The following is a 16,172-nucleotide window of genomic DNA, read 5'->3' as shown; positions in this document are numbered from 1 at the left end:
CTTGTCATCCATTGTAACGCTGGAACACCAGGGTGGCGTTGGTGCCGCCAAAACCGAAGGAGTTCGAAAGAACGGTGTCGATCCTTGCATTGTCGATGCGTTTGCGAACGATCGGAACGCCATCGAATTCCGGATCGAGCTCGGCAATATGGGCGCTTTCGCCAATGAAGCGCTCCTGCATCATCAGGAGGCCGTAGATCGATTCCTGTACGCCGGCAGCACCCAGCGAATGACCGGTCAGCGACTTGGTCGACTGGATGTGCGGGATCTTGTCCCCGAACACTTCGCGGATGGCGCCGATTTCCTTGCTGTCGCCGACCGGGGTCGAGGTGCCGTGGGTGTTGATGTAGTCGACATCGCCCTTCACCGTAGCAAGCGCCTGCCGCATGCAGCGGATGGCGCCCTCGCCCGAGGGGGCGACCATGTCATAGCCATCGGACGTCGCGCCATAACCGACGATCTCGGCGTAGATCTTGGCGCCGCGGGCCTTTGCATGCTCCAGCTCTTCCAGAACCAGAACGCCTGCGCCACCGGCGATGACGAAGCCATCGCGGTTGACGTCATAGGCGCGGGAAGCAACGCCCGGCGTCTCGTTGAACTTGGTGGACATGGCGCCCATCGCGTCGAACAGGTCGGACATTGACCAGTCGAGGTCTTCGTGACCGCCTGCAAAGACCATGTCCTGCTTGCCCCACTGGATCATCTCGGCGGCGTTGCCGATGCAATGGGCGGAGGTGGAGCAGGCCGAGGAGATCGAATAATTGACGCCGTGGAGCTTGAACCAGGTGGCGAGCGTCGCGGATGCGGTGGAGGACATGGCCTTCGGCACAGCGAACGGACCGATGCGCTTCGGGCTCTTGTTCTGGCGCGTGATGTCGGCGGCCTCGACGATGGTACGGGTGGACGGGCCACCCGAACCCATGATGATGCCGACACGCTCGTTCTGGGCATAGTCGGCCTCTTCGAGGCCGGCATCGGCGATCGCCTGCTTCATGGCGACATGATTCCAGGCGCCGCCCTGTGACAGGAAGCGCATGGCGCGACGATCGACGAGGTCGGTCGGGTCAAGGGAGGGCTTGCCCCACACCTGGCACTTGAAGCCGTGTTCGGCAAAGTCCGGCGAAAAGGTGATGCCGGATTTCGCGTTGCGCAGCGACTCCGTCACTTCAGCAGCATCGCTTCCGATGGAAGATACGATGCCAAGACCCGTTACAACTACCCGTCTCATCTCTCAGACCTTCTTGTTATCATGATTGGACAGAGCCTGCCTTCAGGCCGTCTTATCCTTCGACAGACCTACGCGAAGGTCAGTTGCCTGGTAAATGGTTTCGCCATCGGCCTTCAGCCAGCCATCGGCCGTGCCGAGCACGAGGCGACCGCGCATGACCCGCTTGAAGTCGATGCCGTATTCGAGAAGCTTGGTGTGCGGGCGGACCATTCCCTTGAACTTGACCTCACCGGTCGACAGCGCCATGCCACGACCCTCTTCCCCGAGCCAGCCAAGGAAAAAGCCGGTCAATTGCCACATGCCGTCGAGGCCGAGGCAGCCAGGCATGATCGGATTGCCCTGGAAGTGGCAGGGAAAATACCAATCGTCCGGGCGGACATCGTACTCGGCCCGGATATAGCCCTTGTCGAAAGCGCCACCGGTCTCGGAAATATCTGTGATGCGATGAACCATGAGCATCGGCGGAAGGGGAAGCTGGGCATTGCCGGGACCAAAAAGCTCGCCGCGACCGCAGGAAAGGATTTCTTCGTAGTTATAGCTAGATTGTCTCGGTTTCATCTCTTCTTCTTCTTCCCCCCTGAGCTTCACGTTGGCGGACCCTTAGAGCAAGATAGGGACAAAATGAAGTCCCACAATAGCCGACATGCAATCGCATGAGAGTTGGTCGACACTTGTGCGACGCCGGTCCCGTTCGCCGTCGCATACAGCATGACTTCGGCAACGACCAGAGAGAAAAGCCGCAAAAGGCTGGTTTTGCGGCTGTTTCTCATGCCGCAATGCCGCAGACGCTATTGAAAGGCCGAGGCTTAAAAGTTATATCCTTGATCAACGTCATTGAATTGACAGGTGGAGAATCGGAGTTCGTCGGTGACGATGGCTGAATACGGTGCAAGCACAGAACTAAAACTGCGACGCTCGGGTCTGCGCCCGACGCGTCAGCGTATTGCGCTCGCCAGCCTTCTTTTCGCCAAGGGCGATCGCCACCTGACGGTCGAGGAACTGCATGAGGAAGCGATCGCAGCCAACGTGCCGGTATCGCTTGCAACCGTCTACAACACGCTGCACCAGTTTACCGAAGCGGGCCTCATTCGTGTTCTCGCCGTCGAAAGCGCCAAGACTTATTTCGACACGAATACATCGGACCATCACCACTTCTTCGTCGAAGGCGAGAACGAGGTTCTCGACATCCCGGTTAACAACATTTCGATCGACAATCTCCCGGAACCGCCTGAAGGCATGGAGATTTCCCATGTCGACGTTGTGATCCGCCTGCGCGCCAAGAGCAAGTAAGTCCTTCCCGGACGACACCGCCTATTTCATCACGTCCTCGGGCGGCCGGCCCGGGCGGGAATTGGGGCGTGGCAGCGACCAGCCGAACCGCAGGGCCCCACCGCGAATGGCAAAGGCCGTCAGAGCGCCGAAAATCGATGCTGTGTGGAGCTCAAGCCCGAACTCCGTCGCGGCAGTGAAGACCGTGGCGCCCGCTAGTGCCGCGGTAACGTAGATCTCCGGCCGCAGCAGGACAGACGGCTCGCCCGCGATGATGTCGCGCAGAATGCCGCCGAAGGCAGCCGTCAGCGTGCCCGTGACCACGGCGACGGTCGGCGATCCCGTCGCCACATAGCCCTTCGCCGCCCCCATGACGCAATAGGCCGAAAGACCAACCGCATCCAGCCAGACGAGCAGGCGATAACGCGATTCAACGAGATGGGCGGTGAAGAAGACCAGGACGCCGACAGAGGCGCAAACCAGCACGTAGCCCGGATTGACGACCCAGAAAACCGGAAGGCTGCCAAGTACGACATCGCGCATCGTCCCGCCGCCTATGCCTGTGACGAGGGCCAGAAAAAGGAACCCGATCAGGTCGAGCTCCTTGCGCGAGGCGGAAAGCGCGCCTGTCGCCGCAAAGACCGCCACACCCGCATAGTCGAGAAACCCCAGCAACGACATGGAAATCCTTTCAACCCGATATGATGTCTAGAGAACAGAAGAAAACGTCAGGGTCGCGCAAGCAGGCCCTGCAAGGATGGCCGCGATATTTTCATTTCGCCGGGACGAACGCCGTGAAGTACCTGTTGCTTGCCACATTGCAAATCGCCCTCCTGTTTGCCGCACCTGCATCCTCCTTCGGTCAGCAGCAGCTTATCAGCGATCCTGAAATATACGAGAAGGAACACTTCAAGAAGCGATGCGGAACGGTGGAATACGGGCCGAAATTCATCGACCGGATCGACATCAACAATGACGGCATCATCGATGCCGTGGCCAATGAGGGCGACCTGTCATGCGACGGTACGCGCGGCCCCGATTGCACCGCGGACGGCTGCCCCCATAATTTCTACCTGCAGGTCAAGGAGGGCGGTTACTTCATGATCGCCACCGCGCAACTCTACGGCTACGACTTCCTCAAACGGTTCGGCAACATGGTGTTCGTGCTGAAGATGCACCCGCGCTTTTGCGAGCGCACCGACAGCGAGCCCTGCCAGATGACCGTGCGGGTGCGCGGCACCAAATTCCTGACCATCTCCAAGAAATAGCCGGGCCGCGCCCATCAGGGCGCTGGATAGAGGGAATCGATCCTGCCCGTCAGGTAATAAGCGGCAAGGCCGATCCATTCGCGCACGGCGGTGGAAGTCTGCTGCGCGTTGAGAGTGGGTTGGGTGAAGTCCAACGTCAATCGCTGTTCACCGCTGGTGCGGTAATCGACCGGCCAGGGCGTCACGCTCACCCCCGCCTTACGGAACAGACCGACGGAACGCGGCATATGGAAGGCCGACGTAATGAGCAGGCAATCGCTGAGCCCGCCGGTTTCGAGCAGATTGCGACTGAAGGCCGCATTCTCGTAGGTGGTGCGCGACTGTTTCTCGGTCATCAGCCGCTCGGCGGGAATACCGAAGGCGGAGAAGAAGCGCAGCGATGCGGCCGCGTCGCCTTCATAGGCACCGCTCAACGAACCGTCACCGCCGGAAACCAGGATCTTCGCCTGCGGATAACGGATGGCGAGCCGCAGCGCATCGACGAACCGGTCGGCTGCCTGGTTGAGGTCTATCCCTCCACGGCTTGTCGTCACCTCCGTTTCGAAGGCGCCACCCAGCACGATCATGCAGGAAAGCGCATCCGGATCCTTCAGCGGTCGGGGAAAGCGGGCTTCGAGCCCCTGCAACGCAAAGGAGCCGGCGCTGGTGAACAGCACCACGAAAAGGACAATACCCGCCGCAAGGCTGAGCACCAGCCCGGTTCGACGAAGACGGAAGAACTGGGCAAGGACCGCAGCAAGAATGGCGAAACAGGCGAGAGACAGCGGCTGGGCGAGCATCCAGAACAACTTGGAAATAACAAACATCGGGTCTCCTCAAGGATCGACCTGACATACAGGCGACGGGCCTTACCCACAATGCTCGGCATCCCGCCGAGCGAAGACAGCTTCGCTCAAGGCAATGACCCTAGGCCTCTTATATACATAGATACGGACATAAAAGACTGAATTCGGAGGCCGCATGCGCTTCGCAATCGACATTATCGACGACGCGGGAAACAACCGGATCTACATCGGCGAGCCGCTCGGTCTTGCAGGCGACAAGCTGCGCGTCCAGCTTCGCGACAGGGAAGCCATGTTCGAGATCGAGCGCATCGCCGACTGGTTCCAGATCGACCAGACCGAAAGCAGGGGTCGCGGAGAATTGTTCTGCTGACGGGGCCGCACGCTATACCGCGCGCCCACGGCCGACGGCCAGCGTCGCGGGTCTGCGGCGGCGAATCCAGATGACCGCGAAGGCGACCAAAGCACCCGCCGACAGAAGCCCGCAGGACAGAAGAGGGCGATAGGCGAACCAGCCGATCGCAATCACGAGCGGGCCAATCAGAACGGTTAGAACGAGCGCGACCAATCCGGTGCCGAAACCAACCAGCGTGCCGAAGAACGGGATGACGTCTGCAATCACGCCGAGGATAGACAGAATCAAGGAAAAGCCGACAAAAAGCCCGATCATTCCGCCCAGACGCACAAGCCAGGTGACCAGGGTATTTTCCGCTTGAGCGTCGGCAAACATCCGAACCGCGTCAATCCTGCCGGCAGCGCTCAGGAAGAGTTCGCGACCATTGGTCGTCCGGTATGGTATCAGCGCGCCACCCATCTGCTGGGCGACAAGGCTCGCTTCGTCGAGATCGGCACGCGTGTAACGTATCCGGACATCGCCGATCACCGGAGCAGAGGCATCCGCCCCAACGTAGAAACCGCCCCGATCGAGATGGACGGGCCGCGACAGCGCCTTGCCGACATTGACGGCATCGTTTTCCGTGACCTTCAGGTCGCTCTGGCTGCCGAGATATGCGATGTCCTCACCGGACACGGTAAAAACCCCGACCGTCGCGGTTTCAACGCTGAAGCCTGCGCTTTCCACCGGCAATCGGGGGTTCTCATGCCCTTCCGGCTGACGGAAGTCGGCGGAGTTCTGGCGCCCCTCGCGCCATTCCTTCTGATATTTGTAGGTGGTGACAGTCTCTTCACTGCCACCCAGCTTCTTCTCCGTGGTCGATTCGCTCGATTGGATCCACTGATACATCTCGACCTCGCGGCGAACCGCCAGCGCACCATCGGCCGCGATTGCAAACTCGGGGTCCGAAGCGATGCCGCCAGCCTTCACCTCGCCGGAGATATGAACCAGTTTGCCTTCGTTCGAAGGCGCGATCTCATCTGCGCTCACCGGAACGACAATGCTCGCGCCCTCGCCGAGCGCGCGGTAGGTCTTGATCGACCTGCCTTCATTCCAGAAAAGCGTCCAGATCGATGCAACCACGACAACGATGCCGACCAGAAAGCCGATCAGCGCATTCTTCAGGCGCGCGAACCATGACGTCCGTGTCGTTTCCGTAAAACTCATGCCCCTGTCCCCGCCCCGTCCGCTACAACGCGCCTTGAACGGATTCATTAGCGCATTTGGGTATGGGAACCATTAAGACCCGACAGGGACAAACAATGGAATGAGGCAAATCGCTCGGTACAGGCGATCAAGTCGTTCGCCTGGAAGACAACAGCAGATTGTCGGAGGAGAAATTTGGTGGAGCTAAGCGGGATCGAACCGCTGACCTCTTGCATGCCATGCAAGCGCTCTCCCAGCTGAGCTATAGCCCCAAACCATGGGTCCGGCAACGCCGGTTCCGGGAACCTGCCGGGCGCGCTGTCCGGCGGGTGGCGGCTTATTACTTCCGGTTTTCGGAGATAGCAAGCCGAAAAATCGCGGACCCGGAAAGTTTTTGCATTTCCGGGTCCAAGTCCCTGAAAAATCAGACTTCGTCGTCGTCGCCGGTGACGCCGATGATGCCGCTCATGTCGTCGTCGTCATCGTCTTCGTCGGCTTCGAGGAAGGTGTCGTCATCATCGTCGCCGAGTTCGACGTCATCGTCGCCGATATCCGGCAGATCGTCGCCACCGCCGTTTTCGTCGGCGTCTTCGAGAGCCACGAGTTCGATTTCCGTGTTTTCGGTATCGACCTCCGCGACATCCTCCTCTTCAGCCTTTTCCATGATGGAAGCGACGGACGTTTCTTCGAAATAAGAGAGCGGCCAGCTCTTGCCCGTATAGGGCGATACGATCGGATCCTTGTTCAGATCGTAGAATTTCTTGCCCGTATCCGGGTCGGTCCGCTTGGTGCCAAGTTCTGCTTTCGCCACTGTCGAAGCCTCGTGATGTCTTGAGGAATATGCCGGCACGCGCCGTTCATCCGGTCCCTGACCGGTCAAATTGCTAGCGGGCTCCCTTAATCGTTGCAACCCGTTCTGTCAAAGGCAAACTTCACGCCGCATTGTCAGGGCTTTTTGCGGGCCGAGGGATGACCATCAAATCGCTTTATGCTAACGAGCGCGGAAATCGGCGCCCATGGCAACCGGCAGCATCCCCGGACATGGTTCGCGCGGCAAGGAATATCCGATCGGAGGAAACACGTTCATGGCGCATGGAGCCCTGCCCAAACCGGCCACCTCGCGGAAATCACCCGCCCTCTCCGGCACCATCCGCATTCCCGGCGACAAGTCCATTTCCCATCGTTCCTTCATGTTCGGCGGCCTTGCCTCCGGCCAGACGCGCATCACCGGGCTGCTCGAGGGCGAGGACGTCATCAACACAGGCAAGGCCATGCAGGCGATGGGCGCCAGGATCGTCAAGGACGGCGACACCTGGATCATCGACGGCGTCGGCAATGGCTGCCTGCTTGCACCGGAAGCGCCGCTCGACTTCGGCAATGCCGGCACCGGCTGCCGCCTCACCATGGGGCTGGTCGGCGTCTATGATTTCGACAGCACCTTTATCGGCGACGCCTCCCTTACCAAGCGCCCGATGGGCCGCGTCCTCAATCCGCTGCGCGAAATGGGCGTGCAGGTCAAAGCCGCCGAAGGCGACCGCCTGCCGGTGACGTTGCACGGGCCGAAAACACCAGCCCCGATCACCTACCGCGTACCGATGGCTTCGGCGCAGGTGAAATCCGCCGTGCTGCTCGCCGGCCTCAACACACCCGGTATCACCACCGTGATCGAACCGATCATGACCCGCGACCATACGGAAAAGATGCTGCAGGGTTTTGGCGCCAACCTGACGGTCGAGACGGCTTCCGACGGCGTGCGCACCATCCGCATCGAAGGCCGGGGCAAGCTCACCGGCCAAGTAATCGACGTACCGGGCGATCCGTCCTCCACGGCATTCCCGCTCGTTGCGGCGCTGCTGGTTCCGGGTTCCGACATCACCATCCTGAATGTGTTGATGAACCCGACGCGCACCGGCCTCATCCTGACGCTGCAGGAAATGGGCGCGGATATCGAAATCCTCAATCCACGGCTTGCCGGCGGCGAGGATGTCGCGGATCTTCGCGTGCGTTCGTCCAGCCTGAAGGGTGTCACCGTGCCGGAGGACCGCGCGCCATCGATGATCGACGAATATCCGGTGCTCGCTGTGGCCGCCGCCTTTGCCGAGGGGACGACGACCATGCTCGGCCTGGAAGAACTGAGGGTCAAGGAATCCGATCGTCTTTCCGCCGTCGCCGCCGGCCTGAAGCTCAACGGCGTCGATTGTGACGAGGGCGAAGCCACGCTCGTCGTTCGCGGCCGTCCGGACGGCAGGGGTATCGGCAATGCATCCGGTGCAGCGGTGGAGACCCATCTCGACCACCGCATCGCCATGAGTTTCCTTATCATGGGTCTCGTTGCCGAGCATCCGGTAACCGTCGACGACGCGACCATGATTGCCACAAGCTTTCCGGAATTCATGGACCTGATGACGGGGCTCGGCGCAAAGATCGAAACCCGCGAAGGCAAAGCTGCGTGAGCACCTCCTTCACGATCGCCATCGATGGGCCGGCGGCAGCCGGCAAGGGAACGTTGTCCCGGCTGATCGCCGCGCATTACGGCTTCCATCATCTGGACACGGGTCTTACCTACCGCGCCGTCGCCAAGGCGCTTCTCGACGCCGGTCAGCCGCTCGATGACGAGACCGTGGCCGAGCAGACGGCGCTTGCGATCGATCTTGCCGGTCTCGACCGCTCGGTGCTTTCGCAACACGAGATCGGCGAGGCCGCCTCGAAGATCGCCGTCATGCCGAAGGTCAGGCGGGCGCTCGTCGAGGCGCAGCGCAAATTTGCGGCAAAGACGCCCGGCACCGTGCTCGACGGCCGCGACATCGGCACCGTTGTCTGCCCGGCAGCACCGGTAAAACTCTATGTCACTGCTTCGCCGGAAGTTCGCGCCAGACGCCGTTACGACGAGATCCTGGCTGGCGGCGGCAGCGCCAGTTTCGACGCGGTCTTTGCCGATGTGCGCAAGCGCGACGAGCGTGACATGGGCCGCGCGGACAGCCCGCTGAAGCCAGCCGACGATGCGCACTTGCTTGATACGTCGGAAATGAGTATAGAGGCGGCGTTTCAGGCTGCCCGAACCTTTATCGATGCTGCCTTGAAGACATAATCGATACGGAACCCGGCCAGCCGGTTTTCGCAAAGACCAGCCGAAACGAACGTCCTCGCGCCGGACAGCCCTTAAATGAAGGGCGGACGATCTTTCTGGCCATGTGCAACTCGAACCCCCGGCGCATACCGCGTCCCGACTGGATGCGATTAGGAGATTTCATGTCTGTTTCTACCCCTACGCGCGATGATTTCGCAGCAATGCTCGAAGAGTCGTTTGCCAAGACCGATCTGGCAGAAGGCTATGTCACCAAGGGCATCATCACGGCCATCGAGAAGGACGTCGCCATCGTTGACGTCGGTCTCAAGGTCGAAGGCCGCATCGCGCTCAAGGAATTCGGCGCTCGGGCCAAGGACGGTTCGCTGAAGGTCGGCGACGAAGTCGAGGTCTATGTCGAGCGCATCGAAAACGCTCTCGGCGAAGCCGTTCTGTCGCGCGAGAAGGCTCGCCGCGAAGAAAGCTGGATCAAGCTCGAAGCCAAGTTCGAAGCTGGCGAGCGCGTCGAAGGCGTCATCTTCAACCAGGTCAAGGGTGGCTTCACCGTCGATCTCGACGGCGCCGTTGCCTTCCTGCCGCGTTCGCAGGTCGACATCCGTCCGATCCGCGACGTCACCCCTCTCATGCACAACCCGCAGCCCTTCGAAATCCTCAAGATGGACAAGCGCCGCGGCAACATCGTCGTTTCGCGCCGTACGGTTCTCGAAGAGTCCCGTGCCGAGCAGCGTTCTGAAATCGTTCAGAACCTCGAAGAAGGCCAGGTTGTTGACGGTGTCGTCAAGAACATCACCGATTACGGTGCGTTCGTCGACCTCGGCGGTATCGACGGCCTGCTGCACGTAACCGACATGGCATGGCGCCGCGTCAACCATCCGTCGGAAATCCTGTCCATCGGCCAGCAGGTCAAGGTTCAGATCATCCGAATCAACCAGGAAACTCACCGCATCTCGCTCGGCATGAAGCAGCTCGAGTCGGATCCGTGGGATGGCATTGCCGCCAAGTATCCGGTCGGCAAGAAGATTTCCGGCACCGTCACGAACATCACCGACTACGGTGCATTCGTCGAGCTGGAGCCGGGCATCGAAGGCCTGATCCACATCTCGGAAATGTCCTGGACCAAGAAGAACGTACACCCCGGCAAGATCCTGTCCACGAGCCAGGAAGTCGACGTCGTCGTTCTGGAAGTCGATCCGTCCAAGCGCCGTATCTCGCTCGGCCTCAAGCAGACGCTGGAAAACCCGTGGCAGGCATTCGCCTATAGCCACCCGGCCGGCACCGAAGTCGAAGGCGAAGTCAAGAACAAGACCGAATTCGGCCTGTTCATCGGCCTCGAAGGCGATGTCGACGGCATGGTTCACCTCTCCGACCTCGACTGGAACCGTCCGGGCGAACAGGTCATCGAGGAGTACAACAAGGGTGACGTGGTCAAGGCTGTCGTTCTCGATGTCGACGTCGAGAAGGAACGCATCTCGCTCGGCATCAAGCAGCTTGGCCGCGATTCGGTCGGCGAAGCTGCCGCTTCCGGCGACCTGCGCAAGAACGCAGTCGTTTCCTGCGAAGTCATCGGAATCAACGACGGCGGTATCGAAGTGAAGCTCGTCAACCACGAGGACATCACTTCCTTCATCCGTCGTGCCGATCTTTCCCGCGACCGCGACGAACAGCGTCCGGAACGTTTCTCGGTCGGCCAGATCGTCGATGCCCGCGTGACCAACTTCTCCAAGAAGGATCGTAAGGTCATGCTGTCGATCAAGGCTCTGGAAATCGCTGAAGAGAAGGAAGCCGTCGCTCAGTTCGGTTCCTCCGATAGCGGCGCTTCTCTCGGCGACATCCTCGGTGCCGCGCTCAAGAACCGCAACGCCGAATAAGGCCAGGTTTCAATCGCATCAAAAAGCCCGCTGGTCGCATGACCGGCGGGCTTTTCTTTTGATCGGATTTCCCGGGAAACTCAGGCCCAATCGGCCATTCGCTGATAGAGATCCGCTGCGGGCAGGCCATCGGACACGTCGGCGGTGAGCAGTGGCGTACGGCCATCTACCTCCCCTTCGGCAGCAAGCGGATGCTGTTCCGCCGGGGCTTCTTCCGCGGCATTCGCCTGCTCTTCGCCGGCCTGATCCTTTCCGCCCCCGTCATCGCCGCCGGCGAAGTCATCCCCGCCGTCTTCGTCTTCATAGCGGCGTCTGAGTTCCTTCTCGTCCTCGACATATTCGTCCTGCGCCATCAGGTAGCTGACCATCGGCAAGGGTACACCCTCGCGAAGCAGCATAGCCTGGCGCAAGACCGGCTGGTCGATATCCGCCGTCGCGCGCGGGGAAACCTCGCCTTCCGCCCATGCGGGGTGCCGAATGTCTGCGGTGGTGGGGGCGCCCGGCGCTTCGTCCTCGAATGCCGAGGCAGCCGGCTGCATGGCCTCGCTCTTCGTCATGCCTGACAAGCGGGCCTTATCGATGGGCGGCTGCTCTGCCGGCATTTCCGTGGACGACGCATAGGCTGCGGTCGGCGCCGATGCTTCGCCGTCGGTTTCCGCCGCCTGCGGCAACAGATCCGCCGGACCCGCGAGCGCCCGGACCACTGCGTCCTTCCAGCTCTTGAGCGTATTGAGCGCCTGATCGGCGGCATCCTCGATGGTTTCCTGCAATCCTTCCGGCGCGGCCGTCGTTTCCGGCTCCGCGATCGGTGCCTGAATGTCGGCGCCGGCTTGAACGGCGTTCCCGTTGGACAACATCATGCGCGTGGCATGGGCGGCCGTCCGGACCTCGGGTGTCGGAACGGAGACCGTGCGCGAGAGGCCGGGCGAAGGCTCCGGTTCATCGCCGAACTCGAAGTTCTGGCGAAGCCGCTCCTGCAGGGTCCGGATGTCATCCACGCTGCTATCCGGATTCTCCACCCTCGCCTCTGGCGAGCCTGCTGCAGCGCTTCGGGAGAGAACAGGGTTTTCTGCGGAAACGGCCGACCTTGCCCCGGTCCGCAACAAGTCGTCGCCGCTACCGAAATCCGGCCCTGATCTCGTACCAGCATCCCTGGTGACCGGCCGAACGATATCGTCTTCCGGGGCTTCCTCCGACCATTCGGCAGGCTGGCTGGTCGTTGCGGATGCGGAAGGTTTCTGTATTTGAGATAGCGTACGGTTCGAAGGGGACGCCATGCCGGCGACCGGCTTCTGCTCGCCGGCATTCTGCCGATAGGAGGTCACGGCCGATCGGGCGGCAAGATCGCGGTCCTTGTTGCGATAGAGCTCCAGATAAATGGACAGCATGGCCGCCTCGGGTCCAACCGGGTTGCGGAAAGCCTCCATCAGGGTGCGAAGCTGCAAACCAACGAACAGCTGAGTGAGTTGGCGCTGGACAGACTGGCGTTCCTCCTGCGGCAGGTTGGTCAGGGTCTGAACCAGGCGCGCGGCATAGCCGCTCAAGCTTTCGCCGTCGTTGCGCTCGACTTTCAGGGCACGCCCGAGAAGATCGATCAGAGACGCAAGATTCTGCGACATGCGCTCCTGGCCGGACAGCAGCAGCATGTTGAGCCGGCCGGCGATCGCGGCGTTCTGTTCGAGAACCTGCACAGCGGGCGGCGTGCTTGCGGTCTGGCGCGGCGCGACGTCGATCACCGCCTCCTGCTGCTTCCTGGAATCAGGATAGGATGTTCCGGAATTCGAAATTGCCTGAGCCGGAGGCAGCATGGGAACTCCTCTTCATGCAAAGATTGCAGGGAACATCGGCAATTCGGAACCGCGCATGCGGCAACCCTTTTCCGCCAAGCCATCCTGCCGGCGGATTTCGAGCAAGGGCGATCGCCAGTCTATTTGCCGCCATGATGCCCGTGAGGTGTAAACAATTCGCTAACCATAAATGCCACCTTCGCGTCTTGCCGCTTCGAAAAGGCTCGCGTACATCTTTGCCAATACGAACTGCCGGGCCGCCGCATGCGCAATGTCGAGGCCAACCGATGGGTGCTGAATGCCGAATAACCGAAATCCCATCCTCGATACCGACAGCTACAAGCTGGGGCACTTCCTCCAATATCCCGCCGGCACCCGCGCCATCAGCGCCTATGTCACCACCCGCGGCAACTCCTTCCGGCCTGAAGTGGTGTTCTTCGGGCTGCAGATGTTCCTCAAGGAATATCTTTCCCGGCCGATTACCCGTGCCGATATCGATGAGGCCGAGGAAGTCGCCACGCTGCACGGACAACCCTTCGACAGGGCCGGCTGGACCCATATCGTCAGCGCCCATGGCGGCTACCTGCCGCTGAGGATCGAGGCCCTGCAGGAAGGGCTTGTCGTGCGTCGCGACGTGCCTGTGGTCCAGATCGCCAATACCGATCCGGAGTTGCCCTGGCTGACCTCCTACATGGAGACCGCGCTGCTGAGGGCCGTCTGGTATCCCTCGACCGTGGCGACCATGGCGTGGCGGATCAAGCAGGCGATCCGGCCTTTCCTGGAACGGACGTCGGACCGGGCCGAGGAACTGATCTCCGCCAGCATCAGCGATTTCGGCGCAAGAGGAACGGCCAGCCTCGAGCAGACAGGCCTCGGCGGAGCCGCCCATCTGGTGCATTTCAGCAGCACCGATTCGCTACCCGGCGTTCTGCATGCCCGTCGTTACTATGGCGCGCTGATGGCCGGCAGATCCGTTCCCGCATCCGAGCACACGACGGTCACCGCCTGGGGACAGACCCGCGAGGCAGAAGCCTATTCGAACATGATCGAGCGCTTCGCCCGGTTCGGTGCCTATTCGATCGTGGCGGACAGCTTCGATCTCAACAATGCAGTGGCCGATATACTCGGCAAGAAACTGCAGACGAGGATTCGCGCCGCCAACGCGACCCTGATCGTCCGCTCAGACAGCGGCGATCCGATCGATACGCCTGTGCAGGTCGTCGCACAGCTCGCCTATGCCTTCGGCACGCATCTGAACGGTAAGGGTTTCAAGGTTCTGGACAACAATGTTCGGGTTATCCAGTCGGATGGCGTCTCTCTGCAGGACATTCAGATGATCCTCGGGCGGCTGGAGGGCATGGGCTTTTCCTCGGAGAACATCTCCTTCGGCATGGGTTCCTCGCTCCTGCAGAAGGTGAGCCGCGACACGCTCTCCTTCACCATGCGCGCAAGCGCGCTGCTGGATGAGGGCGGCGTCTGGCGTGATATCGGACGCAGGCCCGGCAATCCGCAGGAAAAGCCGCCTACACTCGGCCGGCAGGCCGTCGTGCAGGAGGAAGGCGATATCTTTGCCGTCCCTCTCGGCGAACTCGGACAAAGACCGAACCTGCTGCAACCGGTTTGGGAAGACGGAAAGCTGCTACGCGACCTGGCTTTCGGCGAAATCCGCGAGCTTGCCGCCGCCGCCGGCGCTCAGTGGCGCTAGCAGAGGACCGTGGTTCCTTTCCGGCGAAAACGGAACGGCCTTAGTCTTCTCTGACGCGAACATCCCTGAAGAGACCGTAAAGGCCGTTGTCGTCGGCTTTGAGCGAGAGGATCGCTTCTCCCGCCGCATTCTCCGATTCAGCCACCAGCCCGGCAACGGCATCAAGCCAGCTTCCCCTCGACCGGCGGGATCGGTCGTCCGTGGGCAGAGCCGGTGTCTCGCCCCATGCGCCAAGCTCTTCCGTGAAGACGGCGATCTCAGCGGGCTGTTCCAGCCATTTTCTGAGCATGTCTGCCGCAACAGGGACCGTTGCCGGCGCGGATCGTTCATGTTCGAGACTGTCAGAGGCCCGCATGACACCTGGCAAAGAAGCCTTCGGTGCTTCCATCATGGTCGCATTCATACCGCTTGGTCGACCGTCCTTCCGACGATCGGAAAGTCCGGCAGGAGGATGTCCTGATTGACCACCATAATGCACCCGAGGGATTAAAAAACACTGATTGGCGAACATGGAGTTCTCTTGCCTGAGAGCGCGACAAACGCCATCTTCAGTCAGCTGCCATATCATCGAGGCTTGCGTGAGCTTTCGTCCGCCCTCATTCTTCTCGTCCACTGGCGCCGGCATATTATCGGCGCTGGATCTGGAACTTGCGGCCGAAAAGGCGGATGCGCTCGGCCGGATCGGCAGGAAGCTGGAAGCGGCGCTCGAAGCGCTGGCGACGGCGCGGGCCGAGGGCGCGTCGGAGCAACGCTGCGAGGAACTCATCGACCAGGCTGCCGAACTGGTCTGGGCCTTCTTCATCCAGAGAGAGATATCGGGCTTCCGCAGCCAGGCGGATGCCGTGCGCCGCTACCGGATTCCGCGGGAGGTTCTCATCCGGGTGGGCGTGCGCAGGAAGCCTGAGACAGGAACGGCCAAAACGCGGGGGGACGGCGACACCTGATCGCCCTCCGTCCCTTCGGCTGAAACGGTAGCTGGCGAAGGACAGAGAGAACCGTCAGCTGTGGGCGAAAATGTCCGTTTCTTCCCAGCCGAGCAGGTCAAGCTTGGCGCGGGTCGGCAGAAATTCGAAACAGGCTTCGGCATGGGCCATACGGCCATCGCGCTTCAGACGTTCCGTCAGCTTGTCGCGCAGGGCATGCAGGTAAAGAACATCAGAAGCGGCGTATTCGAGCTGCGCCGGAGAGAGCATTTCAGCCGCCCAGTCCGATGACTGCTGGGCCTTGGAGATATCGATCTCCAGCATCTCCTTCAGATTATCCTTAAGTCCGTGCCGGTCCGTGTAGGTCCGGCTCAGACGGGAGGCAATCTTGGTGCAGAAAACCGGCGCGGTGGTGACACCGAAGGTATGGAACAGGACGGCGATATCGAAACGGCCGTAATGGAAGATCTTCTGCCGAGAGGGGTCGGCGAGCATGGCCACAAGGTTTGGCGCTTCTTTCTGGCCGGCAGCAATCCGGATGACATCCGCAGTGCCGTCACCCGAGGAAAGCTGAACGACGCAGAGCCGGTCGCGGCGCGGCACCAGGCCGAGCGTCTCGGTATCGATGGCGATTGCGCCAGTGTAACGCGCAGCATCTTCTGCGGAAATGTCACCCTCGTGATAGCGAATCGTCGATGCCATCCAATATTCTCCAGA

The 16,172-nt window shown here is 61.0% G+C and carries 17 protein-coding genes and 1 tRNA gene; 8 read left to right on the top strand and 10 right to left on the bottom strand.

The genetic code is table 11. The annotated features are described in order from the left end of the window. Positions 1 to 4: 4 nt before the first annotated feature. Together fabB and fabA are read right to left on the bottom strand one after the other, a co-directional pair. Positions 5 to 1,228 carry a beta-ketoacyl-ACP synthase I gene (gene fabB / locus ACLBKR_RS18965; protein ID WP_113424331.1) on the bottom strand — a complete coding sequence of 408 codons (1,224 nt, stop codon included), beginning with the start codon at positions 1,226 to 1,228 and terminating at the stop codon, positions 5 to 7. A gap of 42 nt (positions 1,229 to 1,270) precedes the next feature. Continuing rightward, a complete protein-coding gene (gene fabA / locus ACLBKR_RS18960; protein WP_112829959.1) occupies positions 1,271 to 1,786 on the bottom strand; it encodes a 3-hydroxyacyl-[acyl-carrier-protein] dehydratase FabA in 516 nt (171 codons plus the stop codon). A 315-nt stretch (positions 1,787 to 2,101) separates the two neighbouring features. On the opposite strand from fabA, the gene irrA reads away from it, so the two are divergent. Beyond that, a complete protein-coding gene (gene irrA / locus ACLBKR_RS18955; protein WP_162708292.1) occupies positions 2,102 to 2,518 on the top strand; it encodes an iron response transcriptional regulator IrrA in 417 nt (138 codons plus the stop codon). 21 nt (positions 2,519 to 2,539) lie between these two features. On the opposite strand, the gene ACLBKR_RS18950 is transcribed toward irrA, so the two are convergent. Next, positions 2,540 to 3,178 (bottom strand): trimeric intracellular cation channel family protein, encoded by a 639-nt coding sequence (locus ACLBKR_RS18950; protein ID WP_112829961.1) that lies wholly within the window; start codon positions 3,176 to 3,178, stop codon positions 2,540 to 2,542. A 113-nt stretch (positions 3,179 to 3,291) separates the two neighbouring features. On the opposite strand from ACLBKR_RS18950, the gene ACLBKR_RS18945 reads away from it, so the two are divergent. Beyond that, on the top strand, positions 3,292 to 3,765 hold the full coding sequence (locus ACLBKR_RS18945) for a hypothetical protein (protein WP_113424345.1): 474 nt from the start codon (positions 3,292 to 3,294) through the stop codon (positions 3,763 to 3,765). Between the two features lie 14 nt (positions 3,766 to 3,779). Here ACLBKR_RS18945 and ACLBKR_RS18940 read toward each other — a convergent pair whose 3' ends face one another. Beyond that, positions 3,780 to 4,571, bottom strand: a complete 792-nt coding sequence (locus ACLBKR_RS18940) for a YdcF family protein (RefSeq protein ID WP_113338587.1) — start codon at positions 4,569 to 4,571, stop codon at positions 3,780 to 3,782. A 154-nt stretch (positions 4,572 to 4,725) separates the two neighbouring features. Between ACLBKR_RS18940 and ACLBKR_RS18935 the strand changes: the two genes are divergently transcribed. Next, positions 4,726 to 4,920 carry a hypothetical protein gene (locus tag ACLBKR_RS18935; protein WP_112829963.1) on the top strand — a complete coding sequence of 65 codons (195 nt, stop codon included), beginning with the start codon at positions 4,726 to 4,728 and terminating at the stop codon, positions 4,918 to 4,920. A 12-nt stretch (positions 4,921 to 4,932) separates the two neighbouring features. Here ACLBKR_RS18935 and ACLBKR_RS18930 read toward each other — a convergent pair whose 3' ends face one another. The 3 genes from ACLBKR_RS18930 to ACLBKR_RS18920 all read right to left on the bottom strand — a co-directional run bounded on the left by ACLBKR_RS18930 (position 4,933) and on the right by ACLBKR_RS18920 (position 6,898). Beyond that, positions 4,933 to 6,156 (bottom strand): TMEM43 family protein, encoded by a 1,224-nt coding sequence (locus ACLBKR_RS18930; RefSeq protein ID WP_414900008.1) that lies wholly within the window; start codon positions 6,154 to 6,156, stop codon positions 4,933 to 4,935. Between the two features lie 127 nt (positions 6,157 to 6,283). Next, positions 6,284 to 6,359, bottom strand: a tRNA-Ala gene (locus ACLBKR_RS18925). Between the two features lie 152 nt (positions 6,360 to 6,511). Next, positions 6,512 to 6,898: a TIGR02300 family protein gene (locus tag ACLBKR_RS18920; RefSeq protein ID WP_112829965.1), complete on the bottom strand. Its 387-nt coding sequence runs from the start codon at positions 6,896 to 6,898 to the stop codon at positions 6,512 to 6,514. A 274-nt stretch (positions 6,899 to 7,172) separates the two neighbouring features. Between ACLBKR_RS18920 and aroA the strand changes: the two genes are divergently transcribed. The 3 genes from aroA to rpsA all read left to right on the top strand — a co-directional run bounded on the left by aroA (position 7,173) and on the right by rpsA (position 11,040). Then, positions 7,173 to 8,540 carry a 3-phosphoshikimate 1-carboxyvinyltransferase gene (gene aroA / locus ACLBKR_RS18915; RefSeq protein ID WP_113444011.1) on the top strand — a complete coding sequence of 456 codons (1,368 nt, stop codon included), beginning with the start codon at positions 7,173 to 7,175 and terminating at the stop codon, positions 8,538 to 8,540. Continuing rightward, positions 8,537 to 9,175 carry a (d)CMP kinase gene (cmk, locus tag ACLBKR_RS18910; RefSeq protein WP_113447108.1) on the top strand — a complete coding sequence of 213 codons (639 nt, stop codon included), beginning with the start codon at positions 8,537 to 8,539 and terminating at the stop codon, positions 9,173 to 9,175. The genes aroA and cmk overlap by 4 nt, the downstream gene beginning before the upstream one ends. A gap of 161 nt (positions 9,176 to 9,336) precedes the next feature. Further along, positions 9,337 to 11,040, top strand: a complete 1,704-nt coding sequence (rpsA, locus tag ACLBKR_RS18905; protein WP_112829967.1) for a 30S ribosomal protein S1 — start codon at positions 9,337 to 9,339, stop codon at positions 11,038 to 11,040. An 80-nt stretch (positions 11,041 to 11,120) separates the two neighbouring features. Here rpsA and ACLBKR_RS18900 read toward each other — a convergent pair whose 3' ends face one another. Next, on the bottom strand, positions 11,121 to 12,848 hold the full coding sequence (locus tag ACLBKR_RS18900) for a hypothetical protein (RefSeq protein ID WP_113447109.1): 1,728 nt from the start codon (positions 12,846 to 12,848) through the stop codon (positions 11,121 to 11,123). 277 nt (positions 12,849 to 13,125) lie between these two features. On the opposite strand from ACLBKR_RS18900, the gene ACLBKR_RS18895 reads away from it, so the two are divergent. Continuing rightward, positions 13,126 to 14,532, top strand: a complete 1,407-nt coding sequence (locus tag ACLBKR_RS18895; RefSeq protein ID WP_113447110.1) for a nicotinate phosphoribosyltransferase — start codon at positions 13,126 to 13,128, stop codon at positions 14,530 to 14,532. 40 nt (positions 14,533 to 14,572) lie between these two features. Here the strand turns inward: ACLBKR_RS18895 and ACLBKR_RS18890 are convergent, their stop codons facing one another. Next, the gene (locus ACLBKR_RS18890) at positions 14,573 to 15,043 is read right to left on the bottom strand and encodes a hypothetical protein (RefSeq protein ID WP_162757790.1); all 471 of its coding nucleotides are present in this window, start codon (positions 15,041 to 15,043) and stop codon (positions 14,573 to 14,575) included. Positions 15,044 to 15,110: 67 nt separating this feature from the next. Between ACLBKR_RS18890 and ACLBKR_RS18885 the strand changes: the two genes are divergently transcribed. Then, positions 15,111 to 15,476, top strand: a complete 366-nt coding sequence (locus ACLBKR_RS18885; protein WP_113447111.1) for a DUF6665 family protein — start codon at positions 15,111 to 15,113, stop codon at positions 15,474 to 15,476. Positions 15,477 to 15,530: 54 nt separating this feature from the next. On the opposite strand, the gene ACLBKR_RS18880 is transcribed toward ACLBKR_RS18885, so the two are convergent. Next, positions 15,531 to 16,157 (bottom strand): ribonuclease D, encoded by a 627-nt coding sequence (locus ACLBKR_RS18880; RefSeq protein WP_113424336.1) that lies wholly within the window; start codon positions 16,155 to 16,157, stop codon positions 15,531 to 15,533. Positions 16,158 to 16,172 lie beyond the last annotated feature (15 nt).

This window comes from Paenirhizobium cremeum (genome assembly GCF_047553425.1).
Taxonomy (GTDB): domain Bacteria; phylum Pseudomonadota; class Alphaproteobacteria; order Rhizobiales; family Rhizobiaceae; genus Allorhizobium; species Allorhizobium cremeum.
Note: the sequence above shows the minus strand (reverse complement) of the source record. Positions and strands in the feature narration are given on the sequence as shown.

Excerpts from the sequence above, each read along its gene's own strand:
- fabB (WP_113424331.1), bottom strand. The coding sequence starts at position 1,228 with ATGAGACGGGTAGTTGTAACGGGTCTTGGCATCGTATCTTCCATCGGA.
- fabA (WP_112829959.1), bottom strand. The coding sequence starts at position 1,786 with ATGAAACCGAGACAATCTAGCTATAACTACGAAGAAATCCTTTCCTGC.
- irrA (WP_162708292.1), top strand. The coding sequence starts at position 2,102 with ATGGCTGAATACGGTGCAAGCACAGAACTAAAACTGCGACGCTCGGGT.
- ACLBKR_RS18950 (WP_112829961.1), bottom strand. The coding sequence starts at position 3,178 with ATGTCGTTGCTGGGGTTTCTCGACTATGCGGGTGTGGCGGTCTTTGCG.
- ACLBKR_RS18940 (WP_113338587.1), bottom strand. The coding sequence starts at position 4,571 with ATGTTTGTTATTTCCAAGTTGTTCTGGATGCTCGCCCAGCCGCTGTCT.
- ACLBKR_RS18935 (WP_112829963.1), top strand. The coding sequence starts at position 4,726 with ATGCGCTTCGCAATCGACATTATCGACGACGCGGGAAACAACCGGATC.
- ACLBKR_RS18930 (WP_414900008.1), bottom strand. The coding sequence starts at position 6,156 with ATGAATCCGTTCAAGGCGCGTTGTAGCGGACGGGGCGGGGACAGGGGC.
- aroA (WP_113444011.1), top strand. The coding sequence starts at position 7,173 with ATGGCGCATGGAGCCCTGCCCAAACCGGCCACCTCGCGGAAATCACCC.
- rpsA (WP_112829967.1), top strand. The coding sequence starts at position 9,337 with ATGTCTGTTTCTACCCCTACGCGCGATGATTTCGCAGCAATGCTCGAA.
- ACLBKR_RS18900 (WP_113447109.1), bottom strand. The coding sequence starts at position 12,848 with ATGCTGCCTCCGGCTCAGGCAATTTCGAATTCCGGAACATCCTATCCT.
- ACLBKR_RS18895 (WP_113447110.1), top strand. The coding sequence starts at position 13,126 with ATGCCGAATAACCGAAATCCCATCCTCGATACCGACAGCTACAAGCTG.
- ACLBKR_RS18890 (WP_162757790.1), bottom strand. The coding sequence starts at position 15,043 with ATGTTCGCCAATCAGTGTTTTTTAATCCCTCGGGTGCATTATGGTGGT.
- ACLBKR_RS18880 (WP_113424336.1), bottom strand. The coding sequence starts at position 16,157 with ATGGCATCGACGATTCGCTATCACGAGGGTGACATTTCCGCAGAAGAT.